The following is a 23,011-nucleotide window of genomic DNA, read 5'->3' on the forward strand; positions in this document are numbered from 1 at the left end:
CATGGCGAAAAAAAAGGCCAAACGCCGCTGGTGGGGCACCCTGGGATTTCTGCTATTGATCCTGGTCTCGCTGGCATTGATATTCAATGAACAGATCAAGACCTGGTTGGTCTCTTCCTATCAACCGGAAGTCACCACCAAGTCCGTGAAGCAAAACGAAAAGAAGCACGCCTCGTACGACTTTAAGAAGGTCAAGTCGCTGGACTTCTCGACGGTCGCCAAGGCGCGGCTGAACTCCAAGGAGATCCACGTGGTGGGGCAGATCTACATGCCCCAGTCGGACATTCACCTGCCCATCGCCAAGGGGGTCAGCAATCCCGTCTTGGCGTTGACCGCCGGGACCATGCGGGCGGACCAGAAGATGGGCCAGAACAACTACCCGTTGGCCGGGCACCACATGGTCTCGCACACGATCCTCTTTAGCCCACTGTACTTTAAGACGCAGGTCGGCCAGAAGATCTACCTGACCAACGCCACCAAGGTCTACGAGTACCGGGTGACCGTTCGCAAGTTCATCGCGGCGACCGACGTGCAGGTGGTCGCACCGACCAAGCAGAAGCTGGTCACGCTGATCACCTGTGATGCCACGGGGGCCAACCGTCTGATGATCCGGGGCAAGTACGTCAAGCAGATGCCGTACAAGCAGGCCCCGTTAGCGGTCCGCAAAGGCTTTGCCGGGAAATTCAATAACCGTTACTAAGCACGCTGACTGGCGCTGGGCTGATGGCCCGGCGCTTTTTTGGTGCACACCGGCGGGTTACCGGTGGCCGACTTCGGGAGAGGCTCTTGCTTAGTGATAGAACAAACCGTTCACTCTGTATTGATTAAACGTCGATTTTTGAGAAATTTTTTAATCGATGGTGACTTGGTTGCGGTAGATTCGACTAAGTAATCGCTTTAATTCAGATTACAAAGGGATTCTTGTTAAAAATGACCGGGCCCGATTGCCTGTTAAATCAACGTTTTTTCGACCTCAAAATCCATAATCCTAGAAAATGTTTTCACACACATTCAACAATGTGGACAAAAATCGTTTTGGCATGCTATCATATTTCATGAATCATCGATGAGTTCAACGAAAGAAAACAACAATTCAACCACGGAGCACGATTGGCTGGCTGAAGACAACAGCCGACCTCGGGACAGACAACGACAGCGCGCGTCGTTGTTTCCGGGGCGTCACTCGGGGCTGCTAGAAATGAGGAATCGTGATGCGATTGCGATGGATTCGCTTATTGGGGTTAGGCCTGCTGTGCTGGGGCATCGCCACGCCAGTCCACGCAGCCACCGACGTTCAATCGGCACAGTATGAGGTCCAGCTGACACCCGCCAAGGACTCGTCGAGTATCTCGACGGGCGGCGCTGGTGACCTGGGGTCCGGTGAGGCGGGCAACCAGGCGAGCAGCGGCACGACGGGAAGCAGCAATGGCCAGCAACCGACCACCCAAACGGGGAGTCAGGGTACCACGGCCGCGGCCAAGCCGACTTTAACCGGACGACTGCCACAGTTGTCCGAACAACAGTGGGTCGGCTTCGGGTCGTTGATCGGCATCATCACGCTGCTGCTGTTTTGGATTTGGAAATTACGACGCAGAGACCGCACAGACCAAGAATGAGGAGATGGAACAGATTATGACTAAGAAGACTTTACAATTACTCGCGACCGTTGCACTGGTAACCGGAATGGGCTTGGCATCGGCGACGACCGCTCATGCGGCTGATACAACGGGAACGGCCACCACGAGTGGGAACGTGGCCCTGACGGCTGAAGGCGACGAAGGTGGGGCCACCGGTGGTGTTAAATTAGCCGCAGCACCAAACGTGTCGCTTCCAGACACTCAAATGAATGGGGGCGACCAAACAATTGAAGGATTCGTTTCGGCGGCCGCATTAGGCAAAGCTAACGATGGGGTCGTGACGGCCATCAACGCCGGGCACAAGACCGACTGGCAAGTTCAGGTTGCCAGTTCACCGTTCGTGAGTGGTTCAGATACGATGAACGCCAGTACCCTGGTCATGACGGGGACTAACGCGACAACGACCGGGACGGGGGTCGCACCTTCTACTTTAAACAAAGCGATTACTTTCAATACCGGGAGCACCACGCCTAATCAAAACGTCATGACGGCCGATTACACGAACAAGGGTGAAGGGGTCGGAACCTGGAGCATGAATTACTCAGGAGCGACGTTATCTCTCAAGGCCGGGAACGTTGCTGGTAACTACGCGTCAACGCTGACGTGGACGTTGACTAACACGCCGGTCAGCTAAATCCTGACCACTAGCAAGGGGGCTACAGTGTGCAGAAATTCTGGTTCTTACTTGTGGCCCCGTTAGTGTTCGGAATCGGCGGATGGTGGGGAGCGGTGCCTGTCCAGGCGGCGAGCCAACAATCGACGGCCGATGTGCAGCTGGTCCCTGATCCGAATATTGAGCCGGTCGACCCGCAGGACCCCGACGGCTCCGGGAAACCATTCCCGGGTGATCCCGAGGATCCGGATAATCCGGGGACCGGCTCCCGCGGACACCTGACGCTGGATTATCTTTCGAACCTGAAATTTAAGCAGCAGCGTATCGCAAATGGGTTTATTGAAGCCACGGCGACCAATCAGCACGCGTTCGTGCAGATCAGCGACCGCCGGGGCACGGGTGGCGGCTGGAATCTGATGCTGAAACCCGAGGCGTTGGTGGGGCAATCCGACCACCAGTCGCTCAAGTCGGCGACCGTTACCCTGGGCGCGGCCAACTTCCGCTCGTCCGGCAGTAACGTGAGCCGGGCGCCGGACGTGACCGTGGGGGCGACGCAGGCCTTGCCGGTGGGAGAGTATTCCCTGGTCGGCCAGGCGCAAAACGTCCCAGGCAACCGGCAGGGAGTCGGCACCTGGCTACTGCGGTTGAACACCCAGCCGAGTGCGCCGACCCAACTGAACGTGTTGGCCGCGGCGGTCACGTCGACGCAGACCTACGAGGGGACCCTGTCCTGGATGCTAACGGATACGCCGCAATAAAATTCAAACGACGTAGCGGTGGCTAAGTGATTGGCCACCGCTATCTTTCGCTGGAAGCGGTTCAACGATTTAATTATTTAACGGAACGGACTATCAAACTAACAAGTGGTGATGGCGCAACCTAGTTAAGCGCTTTGCTATAATGAGGGCAAAATAAGGAAGGTGGAGGCCTTAATGATGAAAAAATTCGTAAAATGGTTGGTCGCAGTGGGCACGTTGCTCCTGGTGAGTGGCGGCTATCAGCAGGAGGCCCGGGCCGAGAGCGTGGGGTACACGGTGAACGCGGTGCTCCCGAAAAATCAAGATGATCACAACGCATCCTATTTTGCCCTCCGCGTCAAACCGAACCAGCAACAGAAGCTGGCCGTGGTGATCGGCAACCAGAGTGATCAGTCCCAGAAGTTTCAGGTCACGGTCAATCAGGCCGTCACCAACGCCAACGGGGTGATCGATTACAGCCAAACGGCGCCGAAGCGGGACAGCTCACTGAAGGTCGGCATCAAGGACATTTTTGCTGAGACCAAGCTGCCGACGGTGACGGTCCCGGCGAAGAGCACCAAGAAGGTCTACGTGACCTACAAGATGCCCGCTGAGAAGATCAAGGGGATGATTCTGGGCGGCATCAACGTCAAGAAGCTGGAGAGCAGTCAGCAGTCGGCCAAGAAGGGCGTGACCATCAACAACAACTTCGCCTACGTGATTGGGCTGCGGCTGCGAGAATCCGGCATCGACGTGGCGCCCGACATGCGGATGCCCGCGGTCAAGGTGACCCAGACGAACTCACTGAACCAGGTGGCCGCGACGCTGCAGAACCCCCAACCGGGGATGATGCGCGGCCTGAAGGTCAAGGCCAAGGTGACCAAGTCCGGCAGTGACAAGGTGATCCTACAGAACGAAAAGGCCAACATGGCGATGGCGCCGAACAGTCACTTCGCCTACGCCGTGCCGTGGGGCAGTACCCAGCTCAAGGCGGGGACCTACACGCTGACCATCGACGCCACGGCGAAGGGCGGGTACCACTGGCACTTCACCAAGGACTTCGAGGTCACCCAGAAGCAGCTGGGGGCCCTGGCCAACAAGTACAACCAGCCCCAGAAGAGCTATTTCTGGTGGTTCGTGGCGGGCGGCGTGATCATCGTCCTGCTGCTGGCCATCATCATCTACCTGTTGCTGAAGAACCGGCGCAAGTCCGATGACGACAGTGCCCAAAAGAAGTAAAGCGGCGATTTCTCGTCGTTAAGTTGCCTTAAAAAATCCCGGTCACGGCTTCGAGTGTCGAAGCGTGACCGGGATTTTTGGGGTGCTATCATAGTGGTAGTGTGGCGGTTAGCCCTTCAGCGCGGTCAACCACGCGGGGATGGCTTCGGCCAGTTCCTGGTAGGTCAACTCGAACTTGTGGGTGTACCAGGGGTCGTCGATGGCCTGCCCCTGGCGTCCGGGCAGGATGTCCAGGCACAACTTGATCTTGGCGGCGTCGGCGGCCGTTGGGGCCATCCGCTGCAGGTTCAAGACGTTCATGTGGTCCATCGTGATGATGGTGTCCGCCCAGGCAAAGTCGGCCGCGGTGATTGGCCGGGAGCGGTGGGCGCTGGCGTCCAAACCGTGGTGTTGCATGGCCTTGAGCGCGCCGGGGTGGGGGTGGTTACCCTCTTCTTCAGGACTGGTCGCGACGGAGCGCACGGCGAACTGGCGGGTCAACCCCTGGTCGTCGATGAGCTTTTGGGCAATGGCCTCGGCCATGGGGGAGCGGCAGATGTTGCCCAGACAAACGAATAAGATGTGGTGCATGGTGATACCTCCTAAGTGAAGTGGGGTGGGGAATCGTTTTACGAGGTGTTGGCGACGGAACGTGACGCCAGGAGGCCGGTTTCAGCGCCGGGACCTAATATTTGGTTAAGTCGCGGTGAACATGCTGGCTTGGCCATCTGGCGTTTGTTATGATTAGTCTAACAAATTTATCTGGAGGAGTGGTAACTTTATGGCATGGATCATTGCGTTAGTCATTGTGATTTTACTGGTCGTCTGGTACGTCAGCCTGTATAACGGCTTCGTCCAGGCCCGGACCCACGTCCAAGAGTCCTGGAGTCAGATCGACGTCCAGCTCAAACGACGGAACGATTTAATCCCGAACCTGGTTTCAACGGCGAAGGGGTACGCGAACTACGAACAGTCGACCCTGCAAAAGGTGGTCGAATTACGGAACCAATTAACGGCGGTGCCGAGCGGGGATCGGCAACAGACCATGGCCGTCTCCAACGAACTGTCTGGGACGTTGCGTTCCCTGTTCGCGGTGGCGGAAAACTACCCGGACCTGAAGGCCAACGAGCAGTTCAAGCAGCTGATGGAAGAGCTGACCAACACGGAAAACAAGATTGCCTACTCACGGCAACTGTATAACAGCACCGTGGCCAGCCTGAACATGAAGATTCAGTCCTTCCCAAGCAACCTGGTCGCCAACATCCATCATTTCAAGATGGAAGAGTACTTACAAGTTCCCGAAGAAGAAAAGACGGCCCCGAAGGTCTCTTTCGACGATCTTAACACGAAGTAGGCGAGACCATGTTATATGAACAAATTGCCATGAATAAACGCCGAACCGGCTACGTCATGGCGGGGTTCGGTGCGCTGGTCCTGGCCGTCGGAGCGGCACTGGGCGACCTCTTCTGGGGCAGCTGGCAGAGCGGGTGCCTGGGTGCGGCCATCGTGACGGTCGTTTATATGGCCATCATGATCGGCAACTCGACCAACGTGGTCATGAGCATGAACCACGCCCGCGAGATTCGTGATGAACAGCAGGCGCCCCAGCTCTGGCACCTGATCGAAGACATGGCGCTGGTCGGGCAAGTCCCGATGCCCCGGGTCTTCATCATCGACGATGCCAGTCCCAACGCCTTTGCGACCGGGAACAACCCGGAGCACTCGGCGGTGGCGGTGACGACCGGGCTCTTGGAGCGGTTGAACCGCGAGGAGCTGGAGGGCGTGATCGGGCACGAGGTGTCCCATATTCGCAACTACGACATCCGCCTGCAGACGATTGCGCTGGCCCTGTCGGCCGCTATCGGTTTTCTGGTCAACTTCGCCAGCAACTGGTTCTGGTGGGGTGGTGGCCGGCGCCGGGACGACGATGACGATTCCGCGGGAAACATTATCGGTATCGTCGTGTCCATCTTCTTAGTCCTGCTGGCGCCGTTAGCGGCCAGCATCGCGCAGATGGCCCTGTCGCGGAACCGCGAGTACCTGGCGGACGCGGCCAGTGTCGAGCTGACCCGGAATCCGCAGGGGCTGATCTCGGCCCTGGAGAAGATCGACGACAGTCAGCCGATGCAGGCGGCCGACCCGAACAGTGCGGCCCTGTACATCAGCGATCCGTTCAAGCAAAAGCGCAAGATGGCGGACCTCTTTGCGACCCATCCGCCGATTGCGGACCGGATCGCGCGGCTGCAAAAAATGTAAAAAAATAAGCGGTGTTCCGGCGGTGTTTCGGTGTACAATAAGAGAGGAATTTAGCAGAAAGAGTGTAAGAGTATGCGTGGAAATTTTGTCTATCTCAGTTTAGAGCCAGTTACCAACATGGTGTATTCGTTGGGAATCTCGCCCGCCGATTTTTTAAATGGGGTCCCCGAGGTGCCCAATCAATTGTTGTTGCTGAACGCTGAAGCTGGTAACGATGTGGAGATCAACCCGCATACCCGCTTTCAGACGGTCGCCGGTCAGGCCCAGGTGCGCCGCTACCTGTTAGGGAAGCATCCCACCCCGGTCAAATGGCTGGATTACGTCCACGCCGACGACCTCGATTTTTTATTGCCCAGCGAAATTGCCGAGCTGCTGTACCTGGGCCACATGGAGACCCACATCCGCACGCCGTTTTACGCGAAGCTGCAGAATGAGTACGCGTTTTTGAGCCTGCGTGACGGGTTCTACAAGATCTACTACCAGCACCTGAGCAACTTCGGGCACGTGCTGGACGTGAGTATTAAGCGGCACTTGCGCGCGATGCACAACAACCGCTGGGTCTTTGCGCGGCCACTGGCCATCACGGACGTGCCGCACGAGATCATCCTGCAGCTGACGGAAGGCCTGATGGACGGTGCGGTCATCGCGTTCGACCAGTTGGTGGAGCGCCACCGGGTCTATCTGATCCCGGTTCGGGCGGTCCAACACCCGGAACACCAGGCAGCCTGGCACACCCAAGAGGAGGTCTATGCCGACTCGAAGGAGGTTGCGAGCCTGCGCTACGACCTGACCACCCGCGAATGGTCCCTGACGATCCACGACAACCAGGAATTCAGTGAGGTTGCCGATTTAATCTAACGTTGACGAACTCCTACCGGCGATCTGCCGGTGGGAGTTTTGACGTTCTCCGGGGAGAACCGACAGGAATTTGGGGTTTTAAGTTAGCGGTGGTCGATTCATGGTATAATGAGAAACAGTAATTTTACAGCGACCCGAATGAGTCGTCGAAGTTTAATGACGGTGGCGCTAGCGCCATGCGAAATGGGAGTAGAGACAACATGAAGATGCAACTTGCGGAAATTGCCCATGCAGTCGGGGCAATCAACGATTACGAACAATGGGCGAACGTCGACGTCACCAGCGTAGCGTTTGACAGTCGTCACCTGCAACCGGGTGGGCTGTTCATTCCACTGACCGGTGAACAAGACGGCCATCAGTTTATTCAATCAGCGATTGATCATGGCGCAGCGGCCACGCTTTGGGCCCAGGACCTTGCGACGGCCCCAGCGAACTTTCCGGTGATTCAGGTCGCCAACTCACTGACCGCCTTGCAGACGCTGGCACGGTATTACCAGACCAAGATCAACCCCCGGGTGGTGGCCGTTACCGGAAGTAACGGGAAGACCACGACCAAGGACATGATCGCGGCCATCTTGGGCACGCAGTTCAACGTGACCAAGACCTACGCCAACTTTAACAACGAAATCGGGGTGCCGATGACGGTGCTGTCGATGGAACCCAACACGGAAATCCTGGTCGTGGAGATGGGGATGGACCGGCCGGGACAACTCGACTTCTTGAGCAAGCTGGTCACGCCGGACGTGGCCGTTATCACCATGATTGGGGAGGCCCACATCGAGTTCTTCGGGACCCGGGATAAGATTGCCGACGCCAAGTTCGAGATCACCCACGGTCTCAGCGACGACGGGGCCTTCGTCTACGACGGCGACGAACCGCTACTGCGGGAACGGGTCACCGACCTGCAACAACGCCAGTTCACCTTTGGCCGTCAGGACAGCGATGACCTCTACGCGACCAGCGTGAGCGACACGGCCACCAGCACCAGCTTCACCACTAACCAGTGGCCGGACCTGACCTTCACGCTGCCGATGATCGGCGAGTACAACGTCAAGAACGCCCTGGCGGCGTTGACGGTCGCCAACATCTACCGGATTCGTCCGGAGAGCGCACAACGGGCCCTGGCCACCGTGCCGCTGACCAAGAACCGCGCCGAATGGCTGACCAGCCAGAGCGGCGCGGCCATCCTGAGCGACGTGTACAACTCCAACCCAACGGCGGTGCGCGAGGTCCTCGGGGCCTTCGGGCAGACGCCGGTCAAGGGGCGGCGGTTGGTCGTCTTAGGAGACATGCTCGAGTTGGGGGACCAGGCCGATGTCTTGCACGCCGGGTTGGCCGACGCGCTGGACCCGCAGACCTTTGCCCACGTTTACCTGGTCGGCCCGCACATGCTGGCCCTGCAGCAGGCCCTGGCAGAAAAGGCGCCGGAGCTGCCGGTGACGCACTTTGCCACGGACCAGCTGGCGGACCTGACGGCGACGCTCCAAGCGACGTTGACCCCGGATGACCAGATCCTCTTGAAGGGGTCACACGGGATTCATCTGGAGAACGTCTTGGCGAAGTTAGTGGCGCCCACGACCGAAACGAAAAAATAATTCAAGGTGATGGGACTGACGGAACAATCGTTGGTCGCATCACTTTTTGTTCCCATTGAAGAAAAGTCGGTGATTGAATGTAAGCCATTTCGTGAATGCGTAAGAGTTGCTTATTTCAAGTGACCGTTGTATGATGGTTTGGTTGTAAAATTTAAGAAACGAACTTACTCCGCTCTAGCCAATCGTTTTTCGTCCCACGGGAAACGGATTTTTTCCAAGAATTGCGAGGCACTAGGGTGACGTACCCATACAGGAGGAAAAATATTTGAAGTTTAAAGAACTGGGTCTCTCCGAAGACCTACTAGAAGCAGTGACGGATGCAGGTTATGAGGAAGCGACCCCAATTCAAGCCGAGACCATCCCAATGGTGTTAGCTGGCCAAGACGTCATCGGCCAAGCGCAGACCGGGACCGGTAAGACGGCCGCCTTTGCCCTGCCAATTCTTGAGAAGATTGATAAAAGCAATCCTAACGTGCAGGCCTTAGTGGTTTCCCCAACGCGGGAACTGGCCATCCAAACTCAAGAAGAAATCTATAAGTTAGGCCGGCACGAACGGGCCAACGTTCAAGTCGTTTATGGTGGTGCCGATATTCGGCGTCAAATCAAGTCATTAAAGAACCACCCGCAAGTCGTTGTTGGAACGCCGGGTCGGTTATTAGACCACATTCGTCGGCACACGCTGAAGCTGGACCACGTGCAAATGCTGGTTCTGGACGAAGCCGATGAAATGTTAAACATGGGGTTCTTGGATGACATTGAAGACATCATCAAGCAATTGCCAGAGGAACGTCAAACGATGCTCTTCTCCGCAACCATGCCACCCGAAATCAAGCGGGTCGGTGTCCAATTCATGCAAGACCCTAAGCACGTTAAGATCAAGGCCAAGGAATTGACCACGGACCTGATCGACCAATTCTACGTGCGTTCACGGGACTTCGAGAAGTTCGACGTGATGACGCGGTTCTTCGACGTGCAAGACCCTGATCTGACCATCGTCTTCACGCGGACCAAGCGCCGGGTCGACGAAATCTCCAATGGGTTACAAGCCCGCGGCTACAACGCTGCCGGCATCCACGGGGACCTGACGCAGAAACGCCGGACCCAGATCATGAACGAATTCCGTCATGGGAAGTTGGATATCCTGGTCGCAACCGACGTGGCTGCCCGGGGGATCGACATCAACGATGTGACCCACGTGTACAACTACGATATTCCGCAAGACCCTGACAGTTACGTTCACCGGGTCGGCCGGACCGGTCGTGCCGGGAAGCACGGGGTCTCCATGACGTTCGTCACGCCGAACGAAATGGGGTACTTACGGGAAATCGAAAAGTTGACCAAGGTGCGCATGTTGCCTCTGAAGCCGCCTTCGGCTGAAGAAGCCTTTGTGGGTCAATTAGGCGTGGCGAAGGAAGCCGTTGCCGACTTGATCAACAAGACGGATACTGAAAAGTATGCGGATGCTGCGAAGAGCTTATTAGACGAATACGACGCTGAAGACCTGGCCGCTGCCTTATTGAACGCAGTGACTAAGGACGACAACAGCCAAGTACCCGTTAAGATTACGCCAGAACGGCCATTGCCTAAGCGCGGTGGCAAGCGACACGGCGGTGGCGGCTACCATCATGGTGGCGGCAACAACCGGCGCGGTGGGGGTTACCACCGTTCCGACCGTGGTGGCGATCGTCGCGGCGGCGACCGGCGGGATAACCGCGGTCACGGCTCCCGGAACCACGAGGGTGGCAACCGGAGTCACCGCAGCAACAACGGTGGTCGGCGTTCCGAGGGTGGTAGCAAGCGTGGCTTCACCATCCGGAAGAAAGACTAGTTTCATCTAAAAAGAGAGATTGATTGGGAAGGGCTCGTTCGACCGGAAACGGTGGGACGGGCTTTTTTATTGGGGAAACGTCGGTGATGGATGCCGGCCACGCTCCGTGGTGCTTAACGCAGGAGACAAAAACAGGAAGGGACGCCTCGCTGGGGGAGTCCCTTCCTGTTTGCGGTGATGCGAATGATGGTGGGTGCCGCCACTAATTGATGACGATCATGCGCGGCACCCGGTCACATTGGGTCTACTCGGCTACAGCCGGTCGGTGAAGGCCTGGAAGAGGTCCAGCTCCTCCGGGTGGTGTTGCCACAGGTTTTCGGGGTGCCACTGAACGGCCTGGACGCTGGCGTCGGCATTCTCGAGACCCTCGATCACGCCGTCGTCGGCCCGGGCCACCACGGAAAGCCCCGCGGCGGGCAGGTTGACGGCCTGATGGTGGCGGGAGTTTACGAAGGGGTGCCGCCCCACGGCCACCTGGAGCGCCGAGGCGGTCACGGTCACGTGATGGGTCGGTTGATCGCCCGGTGCGGCCTGCTGGTGCTTGAGCTGCTTGGCCGGGTACTGGGTGACCAGGTCCTGGTAGAGGGTCCCGCCCAGGGCGACGTTGATGATGTGCGCGCCACGGCAGATCCCCAGCAGAGGAATGTGGCGGGCCACGGCCTGTTGGACCAGGGCAATCTCGAAGAGGTCGCGGTCACGGTTGGTGACGCCCAGGGCCGGCAGCGGTTCCTGATCCATGAAGGTTGGGTCGACGTCGGGGCCCCCGGTCAGGATGATCCCATCGAGGGGGTTGAGCAGGGAACTGACCTGGTCGCTGGGCAGGTGGGGCAGGGCGACGGGCAGGGCCCCGGTGGTGACCACGGCGTCGACGGCCGGCCGGGGAACGAAGTCGGCGTGCTGCTGGTTGATGCGGGGCATCGGGTCCAATAACACGTCGGCGGTGATACCAATGACTTTACTCATAATGTGAAGACTCCCTTATGCACAGTGATAACTGCCATTCTAGCGTTATTCGCCAGTTTGTAAAGGCGGGCCCATCACCGGGACGGTCTTGATTCATTGAATCATCTTATTATGTTCATAATATATTAATTGATTATCTAAACTAACGATGTTAATATTACATTATCGAAAGCATACCTTTTACCTTATTGATAGTGTTGCCCGGCCCGTCCACACTGGGGACCCGTAACCGATTACAGGCCCGGGGTGACCCGATTGTTAGTGATTTGGTAATATTTGGGGTGAACCGGTGAATGGTCACACCTAATCGTTCGCGGCTGTGCTAGAATATAGCTTAGACGTTTAGGGGGTGGCTTGATGATTTACGGAACTGGCATTGATATTACCGATTTGGCCCGGGTCAAGGAAATTGCGGAACGCTATCCGGCGTTTCTGACCCGGGTCATGACGCCTGGGGAGCTCGCCGATTATCGGCAGTTGAGCGGGCAACGGGCCGTGGAATACGCTGCGGGTCGTTGGTCGGTGAAGGAGTCGTACGGTAAAGCGCTGGGAACCGGCATTGGCGAGCACTTTGGGTTTCAAGACCTGGAAGTGCGGGACAATGCGGTCGGCCGCCCCGAAGTACGTCGTCAACCGTTTGGGGGCATCGCTCACGTCTCGATATCGCATACCGCGACGATGGTGATGACGCAGGTAATCTTAGAAAGAGGGTAACAGCAATGGTAGTTGGGGTACATCGGCCGACACAACTGGTGATTGATCGCCAGGCGCTGCGGCACAACATTCAGTCGGAGGTCAGTCGCTTAAAGGCCGGCTGTGAGTTATTCATGGTGGTCAAGGCGAACGGATACGGTCACGGGGCGGCCCAGGTCGCACGGGTAGCCAAGGAGGCCGGCGCCAGCGGGTTCTGCGTCGCCATTTTAGACGAGGCCCTGGAATTACGGGCGGCCGGGTTCAACGAGCCCATCTTAGTCTTGGGGGTCACGAATCCCGCCGACGCGCCTTTGATGGCCGCGCAGCACATCTCGGCCACCGTGGCCGCCACGGACTGGCTCGAAGAAGCCGAACACTACCTGGCGTTGCGGTCGGCCGGTGAGCCGTTACGGGTCCACCTGGGGTTAGACACCGGGATGGGCCGGATCGGGTTCCGGACGCCCGCTGAGTTGAAGACGGCGACGGACTTCATCGGTGATCACGCGGCCGCCCTGACCTTTGAGGGGATCTTCACCCACTTTTCGACGGCCGATGATCCGGATGACACCTACTTTAAGGGGCAGGTCGCTAAGTGGCACGAACTGGTGGATACCTTGGCACAACGGCCCCGGTACGTGCACGTGTCCAACTCGGCGACGAGTCTCTGGCACGACGAGTGTAACGACAACCTGGTCCGCTTTGGGGCGGCCGGCTACGGCCTGAACCCCTCCGGTTGGGCCATCCCGCAAACGCCGTATCAGCTGGAACCGGCGATGAGTCTGACCAGTGAGCTGGTGTACACCAAGCGGCTGCAGGCCGGTCAATCGGTCAGCTACGGGGCGACCTACACGGCGCAACAGGACGAATGGGTCGGCACCGTGCCGATTGGGTACGCGGACGGCTACGAACGGCGCTTACAGGGGTTCCACGTCTTAGTCGACGGGCACGTCTGTGAGATCATCGGCCGGGTCTGCATGGATCAAATGATGGTCCGCTTGCCGCACGACTACCCCCGGGGGACGCGCGTGACCCTGGTCGGGCAAGACGGCGACCAGCAGATTACCCTGCAGGACGTGGCCGACTACTGCGACACCATCCATTACGAGGTGGCTTGTGGCTTCACCAGCCGGGTGCCGCGGCACTATATCAATTAATTTATAAGGTTTCCCGTATCATGGGTAAAGCTTTCGTGGTAAACTGTACTCTAGAAGTGTTTATTGACCGACTAGGAGGGTTACCATGTTACGATCACGGCAAGCAGTTCACACTCGGCTTCGCGTCAAAGTTTCGCGGGCCGTCCGGCACCAGGCGTTAGTACCCGTTCCCGCAGAGGAATCGCGGCAACTCGCTTTGATTCGGGGCTACCAAGCCATGGCACTGATTAATCGGGAAATCGTTCGGGTGTTTACCCCCTGCGAGGAGGAAGCCGAGCAGCGGTTAACACAATTCAGACAGCGTTAAAGAGCTCTTCAAAAATATGTAGATAGGGGATGGCGGCCCATGGCCCGTGTGGAAATCAAGCGCGGGGACGTTTTCTTCGCCGATCTATCACCGGTCGTTGGTTCGGAACAGGGTGGCATGCGCCCCGTGTTGATTATTCAAAACAACGTGGGGAACCACTATAGTCCAACAGTCATTGTGGCGGCAATCACCGCCCGGATCGAAAAGCCCAAAATGCCGACGCACGTCGGCATTTCGGCTGCTCGTACCGGAATTGAGCGGGATTCCGTCATTTTGCTTGAACAGATTCGAACCATTGATAAGCAACGGCTTAAAGATCAGGTGACACATCTAGATGTCCAGACGATGGCAGCAGTGGACGCCGCTTTGGCGACGAGCATCGGATTGGGTGATCGATCGCGAAAGAAAAGACCCAGCAGAAAAGTACATAGCACCTCAAAGCAAGCACACTCCTAATTGGGTGTGCTTTTTGAGTGGGGTCGATGAGGCCTGGCACATGGTGGTAGCTGGCGCAACGTTCGGTCGGCTTCATTCCCCCGAAGTGGGCACGATTCTGAAACCTCGCCAGGACCCGGCGAGTTTCCAGAACTCGGCCTGATTGTAAGCCAGCCAAGGACGCTGACTAACAATCATTTCACCACGGGGGAAAACGCCGACGTCACGTTGCGGGGTGGATGATGGCCTGATCAACGACGACAATGCGGCAACGCAGTCGTTACGCTGATAGCAAACAGCCCGTTGTGCTCTGCTCATCGTGAATAACAATCACGACACCACGGAAAGGAACACAAACGTCACTCTGCTACAGGAATGGCTAAAACGAACTGGTGGGACACCCCACCACCGTCAAGATTGTTAGAGCGAAGCTGGGCCGGTGCCATGAAATGGTGGTTAGTCAGCGTCCTTCAGCTGGCTTACCATAAGACCGACCTTCAAAGCGCAGGGGACTTTCCTGGCTCGAAGTCTGGCCCACGGTCATCACGGCCCAGCTGAGCGGAAGCAATCGCTAGCGCTCACTAGGTTGCCAGCTTAGACTGGTTCGATTGCTCGCTGGCGTAATTGGATGATTAGCGACCGGCCCAAAAGATTGAGAAGAACCCGATAATAAAGAGTAGCAGGGCAACCGCCCACCAGTAACCAGCTAGAAAGTCCCAAAAGTTCATTTTACCGAATCGCCGAACGTAGCGATTGGTTTTAGGATTGAAAACGAATTCAGTTGAGTCGATGCGACTATCTTGATCAGTGCCGAAAATCAAGGCATCTAAGCTCACGTTAAAAATGGCCGCCAGCTTGATGAGGGTGGCGAGGTCCGGTGTTGAATCACCAGCCTCCCATTTGGAAATCGACTGACGCGTCACGAATAGCTTGGTTGCCAACTCATCCTGGGTAGTATTTGTCTCTTTTCTGAGTTTTTTTAGTTGCTCAGGAAACTTATTCATGCTGATTCCTCCTGATTAAAAACGTTTTTTTCTAAAAATAAGATAGCCAATGATGACGAAGGCCAATGTGTAACCAATGGTCCCCATTAGCAGTTGAGAATTAATTAGATGGCTGGTTTCGTAGTAAGTGGTGTAGTTATAGTATTGACGAGTGAGGTTAGTCATGTTAAAGGGGTTCCATCGTAGGATAGTGACTAGCTGATTAGTGTTGAGTAAGCCAGCTGAGACGAATTGACCCATGAAGACAACGAGAAGACTGACGCTAATGACGATGGCGTTACTGTTGATTAAACAGGATAGTCCCAAAATCAGGCTAATAATAAACGTGGTGGTTAGCACGTCAATGGCCGAAGTGGTGAACATATTAAGCCACAGCGGCTGATGGTACTGGCCGATGGCTGACCAAGCTACGGGACGATTGATGGGAGTTAACCGGAGTAAACAAGTAATGAGCATCGCCCATAAATGCAAACAGACGTTATAGCAGAGAAGGACGATGTATTTTGATAGGTAGACCTCAAATTTATTGGGGGCCTTGTATAATAACGTTAAAATGGCTCTATTTTGGAATTCCATCGAGAAGGTCGTGGATCCAACGATGACTAAAATCAGTATGATCCAATCGGGAGCGTCGTAGCAAGTGATGGTTAATAATTTACTTTCATTATAGCCCATTGCATAACTGGTTATGAGCATCAGAACAAATAAAATGATGGGGGATAACCAGGTCATTTTTTGATGAGCTAGTTTATAAAATTCCTGATGAAGACTTGTCCGCATGGATGATCAACTCCTCTCTGAGATTAGACTCGTCGCCGTTTAAACAGCAGATAACCGATAAGCGTAAAAAGTAAGGCGTAGATGAGGGTCCCACTTATGATTTGGGGATTACTGAGATGGGAAGCTTGAGAATAGAGGGGATTAACCAATTGCGAGGTCACGAAGATCATGTTGAGGGGGTTCCAACGAATAACATGACTGAGGGATGGCAAAGCTGTCATCAGGGCAACCGAAAATCCAGCACCGAGGAACCCGAGCGCTAATCCAATGCCGATGACTGCAGCGTTCAGGTGGAGCAACATGATCAACATGAAGCCGAGCGTCACGATGAACAGGGCATAAATGAGCGTTCCGCCAATATTTGCCAGCATCGAGCTGAGCAATGTCTGTTGGCCCAGCTGGGTCAGTAAATGATAGCGGTGTCCCGCCAGAAGCCACTTTAACAAGACGGTGAAGCTGGTAGCGACCAGTGACAAGATGAGGCTGTGCAGAATGATAATGAGTAGTTTTGCACAGTAGATTTGCCACTTGTTTGGATTCTTATATAGCAATAACGATATGGTGTGATGACGGTACTCCATCGCAAAGAAGTCGGAACTCATGGCAATCAGGATGATGGGAATCCATTGAACAGCTCCGAATTCAAAGATGATTTGGGTTGTCGTCAACTTGGCGGTCAGTGCTGAGTAGACCATCAGAAGCAGAAGGACCAGTAAGCTGACAGGAAAGGCCTTTTGGTGAATGAATTTATAATATTCGGTACGAAGACTGGTTTTCATTAGGCTGACCTCCGCTGTTCGTCTAAGATTCGGACGATGATTTGTTCGAAGTTCGTTTCAACCGGTGCGAGTTCCTGAAGATACAGATGGTGTTCGGCGAAGAGATCCTGAATGGTAAAAATGGTGTGACGGTCGACCACAAACTGATGGTCGTTCCGTTTAAAGGGAATATGGTGGCTGGTTAGGAGCTGAGCCGTGACGGTTGGGTCTTCGACCGTCAGGTGGTAATCTTGATGATTCAGACGATTAAAGTCGGCGATGGGCTGATTAACAATGACGCGTCCCTGATTGATCAAGATGACTTGAGTCATGACCTTTTGTAATTCGCTCAAAATGTGACTCGAGATCAGGAATGCAGTGCCTTGGTCCGCGTAGTGTTGAATTAGTTGACGAACGCAAATAGTGGCCTCAACGTCCAGCCCGTTCATGGGTTCGTCAAGAATGACGAGTCGAGGATGATTAAGAAGGGCAATGGCAATGCCTAATTTTTGCTTCATGCCGAGCGAATACCCTTTGGAAGGATGATCAATGTAGTTGGTCATCTGCAAGATTCGAACAAGGTTTTCTAAATCATGTGGGTCGTGGGCATAGAGGACTAGGTTTTGCCGACCGGTTAAAAATGGGTAAATGGCGGGGTGTTCGATGAGCGCCCCCACGCTGGCAAGGGCGTGATGGTCATTTTCTGTAATGGGTTGTTGATCGATGCTAATTTGACCAGTAAATTTAGTAAGGCCCAGGATCGTTTTCATAATGGTCGTTTTACCGGCACCGTTAGGACCAATGAGTCCTACGATACTTCCGGGTTCGATTGAAAAACTCACGTGATCAATGATTCGGTGATGATGGATAAATGTGTCAACATGGTGTAACTCGAGCATATGAATCTCCTCCCATCCAGTGTTAGTGGTTACCTCTAACTTCGGCCATGTGGGGGAAATACACAAGCAATGATTGGTGGAAACCCGTCAATAGCAAGTAGAATTCGCGCAACTGCTCGTAACATTTAAGTCCAGTAACGCTGATATGACGGGGCTTGTCTCAGTTGCACGCAGGGTTACCCTGTGAAAAGAGAGTGAAGTAATCCACGATTGAGTTTTCGATTAGTTTTTGGCAGGTCGTAATGCAATGCCCCAAGCGTTTAGCTTAGTAGTTGGCATTGAGACTGGTCTTGGCGAAAAAAGCCAAAACAAAAACCCAATTAGACTAAGAGTCCAACTGGGCGTACTTGATAGATTAGTTTTCGTGACGCAGGTCTTCGATTTCGGGAACGTGGAATTCCTTGCGTTCCAGCGCGTGGACGATCCGGTCGAGCTTTTCTTGGTCGACTTCGGCGGGCAGGGTGAACATGGTCCGGTGAACCAGTTCGCCTTCCTGCGCGTCCAAGCTGATAACGCTGGCAATCGAGGTGTACTTGGTGATGACCTTCGCCATCCCGGCCAGGTCCCCCCGTTCACCGGCGGAGACGACCGTTAAGACGTAACTGCCGATGTTGACGTTCCAGGATTGGGACAGCATGTCCATCAACCGGGTATGCGTCAAGATTCCGTAAAAGGCGTTCTTATCGTCGAGAACCGCGATGTACGGCAGGTCCTTGATGGAGAAGAACACGTTGAAGAAGGCGGCGTTGACCGAGATGAACTTCGTGGCGTTCTTTAACAGGGAAGTGACCGGGAGCTGCATGTCGCCGCCCCGGGACTTATGACGATAGATGTGCATTTTGTAAATGTTTCCTCGGAAAATCTGACCCGTCTCATCCAAGATGGGCACACAACGGTAACCCGAGTCCTCGAGAACCTTCAGGGCCTGTTCCAAGGTGACATCCTCGCGAACCGTCACAAGGCGTTCCTTCGGTTTCACTAGGGATTTAAGCAACATAGCAGATGACCTCCTAAAATTAGAAACTTCTCATAATCTCTTTTCATCATACCATACTCACTGCATATTCGGTAGCCTCTTTTCAACAATTTAATGGTAAAATGAGACTAGCGATTGGGTAAAGGAGGCCGACGAGATGAAGAAGGATCCGGACGAAGAAGACGACCGTATCATTACCAAAAAGTGGCTTTATTGGACGTTGGCGGCATTCATTGCCATCATCGTTTTGCTGATTATTGGGATGGCGCTCAAATAAACGGACGCTTAAAAACCCGCAAGTCCTCGTGAATAAAGGACTTGCGGGTCATTTTTTTATTCATTTAAAAATTCATTAGAAAACCAGGACGGGTGTCCCGACCTTGACGTTGGCGTAAACCGCCGCAATCTTGGAAGGTGGCGTGTTAACACACCCGTGAGACCCGTGCTTCTTGTACCAGGTGCCCCCGTATTGGGGTTGCCAGGACGAGTCGTGGATACCCACGCCGGTGTCGTCGATCGGCATCCAGTACTTGACCTTCGAGGCGTAACTGGAGCCGTTATCGTTCTTGCCCCGTAACGTGGTGTTCCGTTGCTTGCTCCAGATGACCCAGACACCGGATGGGGTGTGGTGGGCAGTCGTTGGCAGGCCGGTGACCACGTCGGTCGAGACGACCAGCTTACCGTTCTTGTAGACCCACATGTGCTGGTTGACCTTGTCGACCTCGACGTAGGAGTTACCGATGTCGGTGCCGTCCTTGTGGTAGCCGCTCCCTTGGATCACGGGGGTCCGGGTCATGCCCTTGCCGGCCGCGACCAGCTTGTCGAGCTTCGGCGCTTCGGACTTGACCTTGATGCTCCAGCCGTACAGGCCAGCCGGTACCTTGACCGTGCCGCGCTTCGTCGACTTGAAGGAGCGGGTCTTGTAGATGGTACCGTACTGGTGACTCAGCTTGGTCAGGTATTGGGTGACCAGCGTCTGGTTCGTCGCCAACTTGCCGTTCTTGAACGTCATCCAGCTGGCCAGCGTCTTCGCCGGAATGGTGATCGTATGGCCACTGAGCTTATAAACGTACTTTTGGTTGGTGATGTTCTTGGCCTTCGCCAGCGCGGTCTTAAAGGTGGCACTGGTGGTCGTCACCTTGGGTTGGACGTAGTCGCCCGCGACGTTGACGGTCGTTTTCCCTTGATCGAGGGCCTTCGTGATCGAGGCCGCGACCTTGGTGCTGTCGAGCTGGTTCCCGGTCTGTTCCTTGGTCGTCACGTACTGCCCGTTCTGGTAGCTAAAGCTGGCGTCTTTGGAGGCGGTCCGGGTCTTGTTCGCCTTGGTGGTGATACTCTTGGCGAGCGCCTGAACGGTCTGCTGATTCTTGGCACTGGTGTCCAACTTCAGGGTGTCCGCCGTGGCCGTGGTCACGTGGACGGGCCAGCTCCAGGCGTTTTGCTTGCTGATCAGTTGCTGTAAGGACTTGACCGACGTGAGCTTCAGGTTGGCCTCCTGGGGCTTAAAGGTGCTGACCGTCTGATTGCCATCCTTGAGTGTGAGTTCGTGCATCGCGGATTTTAGCTTGGTCGCCGCTTCTTGGGCGGTGTTGCCCCCAACGTTGACCCCCGCGATTTGGGTGTCGTTGAAGAAGACCTTGGCGGATGAGTAGTGCATCGCTTGGCCAACGTAAAGGGCCCCGACCGCCACACAGGCGGTTACGAGTCCGATTACCAGTGTCTTTCGTTTTTTCATGGTGTAGCCTCCCTAAAGAATAGCCAGTGGCCGAAAAATCGTCGTCACCGATCACCAACAATCATACCCTCAGATTACTTCAAATAGCCTTAAAAGACAATTTAAACGCAACTCTTGGGAAGGCTTCCATCGTTAAACGACCGCCGCTTGAAACGGGTCGTGAGCCTTCCGGGGAATGCCCCGTGTCGGTGAGGTGGTGCCTGGTGGTTCTGGTTCGGCGGGCCGCGGCCCGTGGCGAGACGACGCTGAATCGACTGACCGGCCAGCACGCAGCGCATAATCTGCATGCTAACAAATTCTACTTATTAATGATAACAGGGCGGCTTACAAATACAAGGGGGGATTTGACCGCACTTGCTGCGCAATGGCGACGAAAGCGCGGTAGGACACCCCGAACAGGTGTTTTTATTTATTCTATTGTGAAAGCACCCAAAAACGCCCCGGCCTTGAAGAACACTTCAGAGCCGGGGCGTTTTTTCAGGACAACGTGGCACTCGCCAGTCGTCGGATTTTCATTAAAGATTTAAAGCAGCTAAGCCGTCCTTGGTAACCTTCTTCAGGGTTTCGGCGGACTTGGCCATGGCGTCCTTTTCCTTGGCGGAAAGCGGCACTTCGATCACGCTGGCTAAACCGTTGGCGTTGATTACGGCTGGCGTCCCGATGAAGATGTCGTCCAGGCCGTATTGGCCGTCTAAGGCCGCCCCAACGGGTAACACAGCGTTTTCGTCACGCAGGATAGCCTTCGTGATGCGCATCAAGCAGGTCGCGATGCCGTAGTAGGTCGCGCCCTTGCGGTTGATGATCTCGTAAGCCTTGTTCCGCGTCTGGTCTTCGATCTGAGCCAAGTCGTCGTCTGACAGACCGTGTTCCTTGGCAACGGTCTTCAGTGGCTTGCCCCCAACGGTGGCTTCGTCGTAAGCGGCGAATTCGGAGTCCCCGTGTTCGCCCATGATGTAGGCGTCCACGTTCCGTGGGTCCACGCCGATCTTCTTAGCCAATGCGACCCGTAACCGGGACGTGTCCAGGGAAGTTCCGGAACCGATGACCTTTTCCTTAGGGAATCCAGAGAACTTCCAGGTTGCGTAGGTCAAGATGTCCACAGGGTTAGCAGCAATCACGAAGATCCCGTCGAAACCGGAGTCAACGATTGGCTTAATGATCGTGGAGAAGATCTTTAAGTTCTTGTTGACCAGGTCTAAACGTGTCTCGCCGGGCTTCTGTGCAGCACCAGCCGTAATCACGACCACGTCGGCATCTTTACAGTCAGCGTAATCGGCGGAGTAGATGTTCTTTGGTGCTGTGAAGACTTGTGCGTCTTCCAAGTCCAGAGCGTCCCCTTCGGTCCGTTCCTTGACAACATCAATAATCCCGAATTCTTCAGCTAAACCTTGGTTAACCATTGAGTAGGCAAATGCGGACCCAACGGCACCGTCACCAACGAGAATAACTTTTTGATGATTCTTAGTAGTCAAATTCTTCATCTCCTAGATAGATTTGAGACATCCTGGGTACGCCGTAACAAATATACCCACCAGCCAGTATACCATGTAACTTACCCAACGGTCACCTAGCAAACTCGGATTTTGTGAAAATCCTCATCACAGCTTTTTCAGCGGTCCTGAATCCGTCCGATAGTTGTCAATTCGGCGATGAGAGCGCTTATCTTTTGGCGGTGGTGGGCCGGCGGTGAGCAAGCCACCTGTGAAACGCCCCACAGAACGGGGACCGGTCACCGGTTAGGCCGCTGACCGGGCAAACTGACCATCTGCGGCGAGGTGTGTCGTTGGCTTCGGCGGGGGATGACGACCGGACGATGCGGACCCCCAGCGACGGGAAGGGGCCGCTCGTGAAGTTCCGGGGGGACTATGCTATACTATTCGCAGTTGACTAGCGCACGAAATGAAGCAGTTATCAGCCAGCTGAACGGGAAGGTTTCCGTCCAGCTATTTTGTATCTAGGCGAAAATTAAATTGATATTAAGGGAGTCCGTTACAAACATGAAAATGATCGTTGGTTTGGGAAACATTGGTCCACAGTACGATGGCACACGGCACAACACCGGGTTTATGGTGGTCGACGCATTTGCGCAGGCCCACCAGCTGACCCTAGACACCCGCAAGTTCGACGCCCGGTTCGGCACCGGAATGGTCAACGGGGAAAAGGTCCTGGTCGTGAAGCCGACCACGTTCATGAACGAGTCCGGCTGCGCCGTGCACCCGTTGATGGACTACTTCAAGATTGACCTGGACGACGTGATCGTGGTCCACGACGACATGGACCTGCCACTGGGCCGGATCCGGTTACGGGATCACGGGTCCGCCGGTGGGCACAACGGCATCAAGAGCATCATCGCCCACGTGGGGAGCCAGGACTTCGACCGGATTCGGGTCGGCATCGCCCATCCCCAGCAGCACAGCGTCGTGGATTACGTGCTAGGCAAGTTTACGACCGACCAGCAGCCCCTGTTCAACCAGGCTAGCGACCATGCGGTGGCGGCCCTGGACGACTGGGTGGCGGGACTGGATTTCGCGCAACTCATGAACCGTTATAACTAAGATAGGAAGT

General features: G+C 55.3%; 23 protein-coding genes. 14 read left to right on the forward strand and 9 right to left on the reverse strand.

Going from position 1 to position 23,011, the window contains the following annotated elements:
* Position 1 precedes the first annotated feature (1 nt).
* From FD37_RS03685 to FD37_RS03705, 5 genes are all read left to right on the forward strand, one after another.
* Positions 2–700 carry a class A sortase gene (locus FD37_RS03685; protein WP_045807157.1) on the forward strand — a complete coding sequence of 233 codons (699 nt, stop codon included), beginning with the start codon at positions 2–4 and terminating at the stop codon, positions 698–700.
* A 511-nt stretch (positions 701–1,211) separates the two neighbouring features.
* The gene (locus tag FD37_RS03690; protein WP_056963550.1) at positions 1,212–1,616 is read left to right on the forward strand and encodes a hypothetical protein; all 405 of its coding nucleotides are present in this window, start codon (positions 1,212–1,214) and stop codon (positions 1,614–1,616) included.
* A 16-nt stretch (positions 1,617–1,632) separates the two neighbouring features.
* Positions 1,633–2,271 carry a WxL domain-containing protein gene (locus FD37_RS03695; protein ID WP_056963552.1) on the forward strand — a complete coding sequence of 213 codons (639 nt, stop codon included), beginning with the start codon at positions 1,633–1,635 and terminating at the stop codon, positions 2,269–2,271.
* A gap of 29 nt (positions 2,272–2,300) precedes the next feature.
* Positions 2,301–3,008, forward strand: coding sequence for a WxL domain-containing protein (locus FD37_RS03700; RefSeq protein WP_052957174.1), 708 nt, complete (start codon positions 2,301–2,303; stop codon positions 3,006–3,008).
* Between the two features lie 177 nt (positions 3,009–3,185).
* Positions 3,186–4,226 carry a WxLIP family cell surface protein gene (locus FD37_RS03705; protein WP_225436328.1) on the forward strand — a complete coding sequence of 347 codons (1,041 nt, stop codon included), beginning with the start codon at positions 3,186–3,188 and terminating at the stop codon, positions 4,224–4,226.
* Between the two features lie 108 nt (positions 4,227–4,334).
* Here FD37_RS03705 and FD37_RS03710 read toward each other — a convergent pair whose 3' ends face one another.
* Positions 4,335–4,796: a low molecular weight protein-tyrosine-phosphatase gene (locus tag FD37_RS03710; protein ID WP_045807153.1), complete on the reverse strand. Its 462-nt coding sequence runs from the start codon at positions 4,794–4,796 to the stop codon at positions 4,335–4,337.
* 190 nt (positions 4,797–4,986) lie between these two features.
* Between FD37_RS03710 and FD37_RS03715 the strand changes: the two genes are divergently transcribed.
* The 5 genes from FD37_RS03715 to cshA all read left to right on the forward strand — a co-directional run bounded on the left by FD37_RS03715 (position 4,987) and on the right by cshA (position 10,742).
* Positions 4,987–5,559 (forward strand): LemA family protein, encoded by a 573-nt coding sequence (locus FD37_RS03715; RefSeq protein WP_045807152.1) that lies wholly within the window; start codon positions 4,987–4,989, stop codon positions 5,557–5,559.
* 8 nt (positions 5,560–5,567) lie between these two features.
* Entirely contained in the window at positions 5,568–6,461 is an 894-nt protein-coding gene (htpX, locus tag FD37_RS03720) for a zinc metalloprotease HtpX (protein WP_045807151.1), read from the forward strand.
* A gap of 72 nt (positions 6,462–6,533) precedes the next feature.
* Positions 6,534–7,319, forward strand: a complete 786-nt coding sequence (locus FD37_RS03725) for a hypothetical protein (RefSeq protein WP_045807150.1) — start codon at positions 6,534–6,536, stop codon at positions 7,317–7,319.
* Between the two features lie 200 nt (positions 7,320–7,519).
* Positions 7,520–8,914: a UDP-N-acetylmuramoyl-tripeptide--D-alanyl-D-alanine ligase gene (locus tag FD37_RS03730; RefSeq protein ID WP_056963557.1), complete on the forward strand. Its 1,395-nt coding sequence runs from the start codon at positions 7,520–7,522 to the stop codon at positions 8,912–8,914.
* Between the two features lie 265 nt (positions 8,915–9,179).
* The gene (gene cshA / locus FD37_RS03735; protein WP_056963559.1) at positions 9,180–10,742 is read left to right on the forward strand and encodes a degradosome RNA helicase CshA; all 1,563 of its coding nucleotides are present in this window, start codon (positions 9,180–9,182) and stop codon (positions 10,740–10,742) included.
* A 252-nt stretch (positions 10,743–10,994) separates the two neighbouring features.
* Here cshA and FD37_RS03740 read toward each other — a convergent pair whose 3' ends face one another.
* Complete coding sequence (locus FD37_RS03740) at positions 10,995–11,705, reverse strand: gamma-glutamyl-gamma-aminobutyrate hydrolase family protein (protein ID WP_045807147.1); 711 nt, start codon at positions 11,703–11,705, stop codon at positions 10,995–10,997.
* A 357-nt stretch (positions 11,706–12,062) separates the two neighbouring features.
* Between FD37_RS03740 and acpS the strand changes: the two genes are divergently transcribed.
* The 3 genes from acpS (at position 12,063) to FD37_RS03760 (ending at position 14,315) form a co-directional block, all read left to right on the forward strand.
* Positions 12,063–12,419 carry a holo-ACP synthase gene (acpS, locus tag FD37_RS03745; protein ID WP_045807146.1) on the forward strand — a complete coding sequence of 119 codons (357 nt, stop codon included), beginning with the start codon at positions 12,063–12,065 and terminating at the stop codon, positions 12,417–12,419.
* Between the two features lie 5 nt (positions 12,420–12,424).
* Complete coding sequence (gene alr, locus FD37_RS03750; RefSeq protein ID WP_056963561.1) at positions 12,425–13,552, forward strand: alanine racemase; 1,128 nt, start codon at positions 12,425–12,427, stop codon at positions 13,550–13,552.
* Between the two features lie 346 nt (positions 13,553–13,898).
* Positions 13,899–14,315 carry a type II toxin-antitoxin system PemK/MazF family toxin gene (locus tag FD37_RS03760; protein WP_045807143.1) on the forward strand — a complete coding sequence of 139 codons (417 nt, stop codon included), beginning with the start codon at positions 13,899–13,901 and terminating at the stop codon, positions 14,313–14,315.
* 611 nt (positions 14,316–14,926) lie between these two features.
* Here the strand turns inward: FD37_RS03760 and FD37_RS03765 are convergent.
* The 7 genes from FD37_RS03765 to FD37_RS03795 all read right to left on the reverse strand — a co-directional run bounded on the left by FD37_RS03765 (position 14,927) and on the right by FD37_RS03795 (position 21,927).
* A complete protein-coding gene (locus FD37_RS03765) occupies positions 14,927–15,298 on the reverse strand; it encodes a helix-turn-helix domain-containing protein (RefSeq protein ID WP_056963563.1) in 372 nt (123 codons plus the stop codon).
* A gap of 15 nt (positions 15,299–15,313) precedes the next feature.
* Positions 15,314–16,078 carry an ABC transporter permease gene (locus tag FD37_RS03770; RefSeq protein WP_056963565.1) on the reverse strand — a complete coding sequence of 255 codons (765 nt, stop codon included), beginning with the start codon at positions 16,076–16,078 and terminating at the stop codon, positions 15,314–15,316.
* Between the two features lie 23 nt (positions 16,079–16,101).
* Positions 16,102–16,857: an ABC transporter permease gene (locus FD37_RS03775; RefSeq protein ID WP_056963567.1), complete on the reverse strand. Its 756-nt coding sequence runs from the start codon at positions 16,855–16,857 to the stop codon at positions 16,102–16,104.
* The gene (locus FD37_RS03780; RefSeq protein ID WP_056963569.1) at positions 16,857–17,735 is read right to left on the reverse strand and encodes an ABC transporter ATP-binding protein; all 879 of its coding nucleotides are present in this window, start codon (positions 17,733–17,735) and stop codon (positions 16,857–16,859) included. The genes FD37_RS03775 and FD37_RS03780 overlap by 1 nt, the downstream gene beginning before the upstream one ends.
* Before the next feature lie 355 nt (positions 17,736–18,090).
* Positions 18,091–18,732, reverse strand: a complete 642-nt coding sequence (cbpA, locus tag FD37_RS03785; RefSeq protein ID WP_045807142.1) for a cyclic di-AMP binding protein CbpA — start codon at positions 18,730–18,732, stop codon at positions 18,091–18,093.
* A 331-nt stretch (positions 18,733–19,063) separates the two neighbouring features.
* A complete protein-coding gene (locus FD37_RS03790) occupies positions 19,064–20,446 on the reverse strand; it encodes a L,D-transpeptidase family protein (RefSeq protein WP_045807141.1) in 1,383 nt (460 codons plus the stop codon).
* Positions 20,447–20,961: 515 nt separating this feature from the next.
* Positions 20,962–21,927, reverse strand: coding sequence for an L-lactate dehydrogenase (locus FD37_RS03795; protein WP_045807140.1), 966 nt, complete (start codon positions 21,925–21,927; stop codon positions 20,962–20,964).
* A 516-nt stretch (positions 21,928–22,443) separates the two neighbouring features.
* On the opposite strand from FD37_RS03795, the gene pth reads away from it, so the two are divergent.
* Positions 22,444–23,001 (forward strand): aminoacyl-tRNA hydrolase, encoded by a 558-nt coding sequence (pth, locus tag FD37_RS03800; protein ID WP_056963571.1) that lies wholly within the window; start codon positions 22,444–22,446, stop codon positions 22,999–23,001.
* Positions 23,002–23,011 lie beyond the last annotated feature (10 nt).

The organism is Levilactobacillus spicheri DSM 15429 (genome assembly GCF_001435095.1).
Lineage (GTDB): Bacteria > Bacillota > Bacilli > Lactobacillales > Lactobacillaceae > Levilactobacillus > Levilactobacillus spicheri.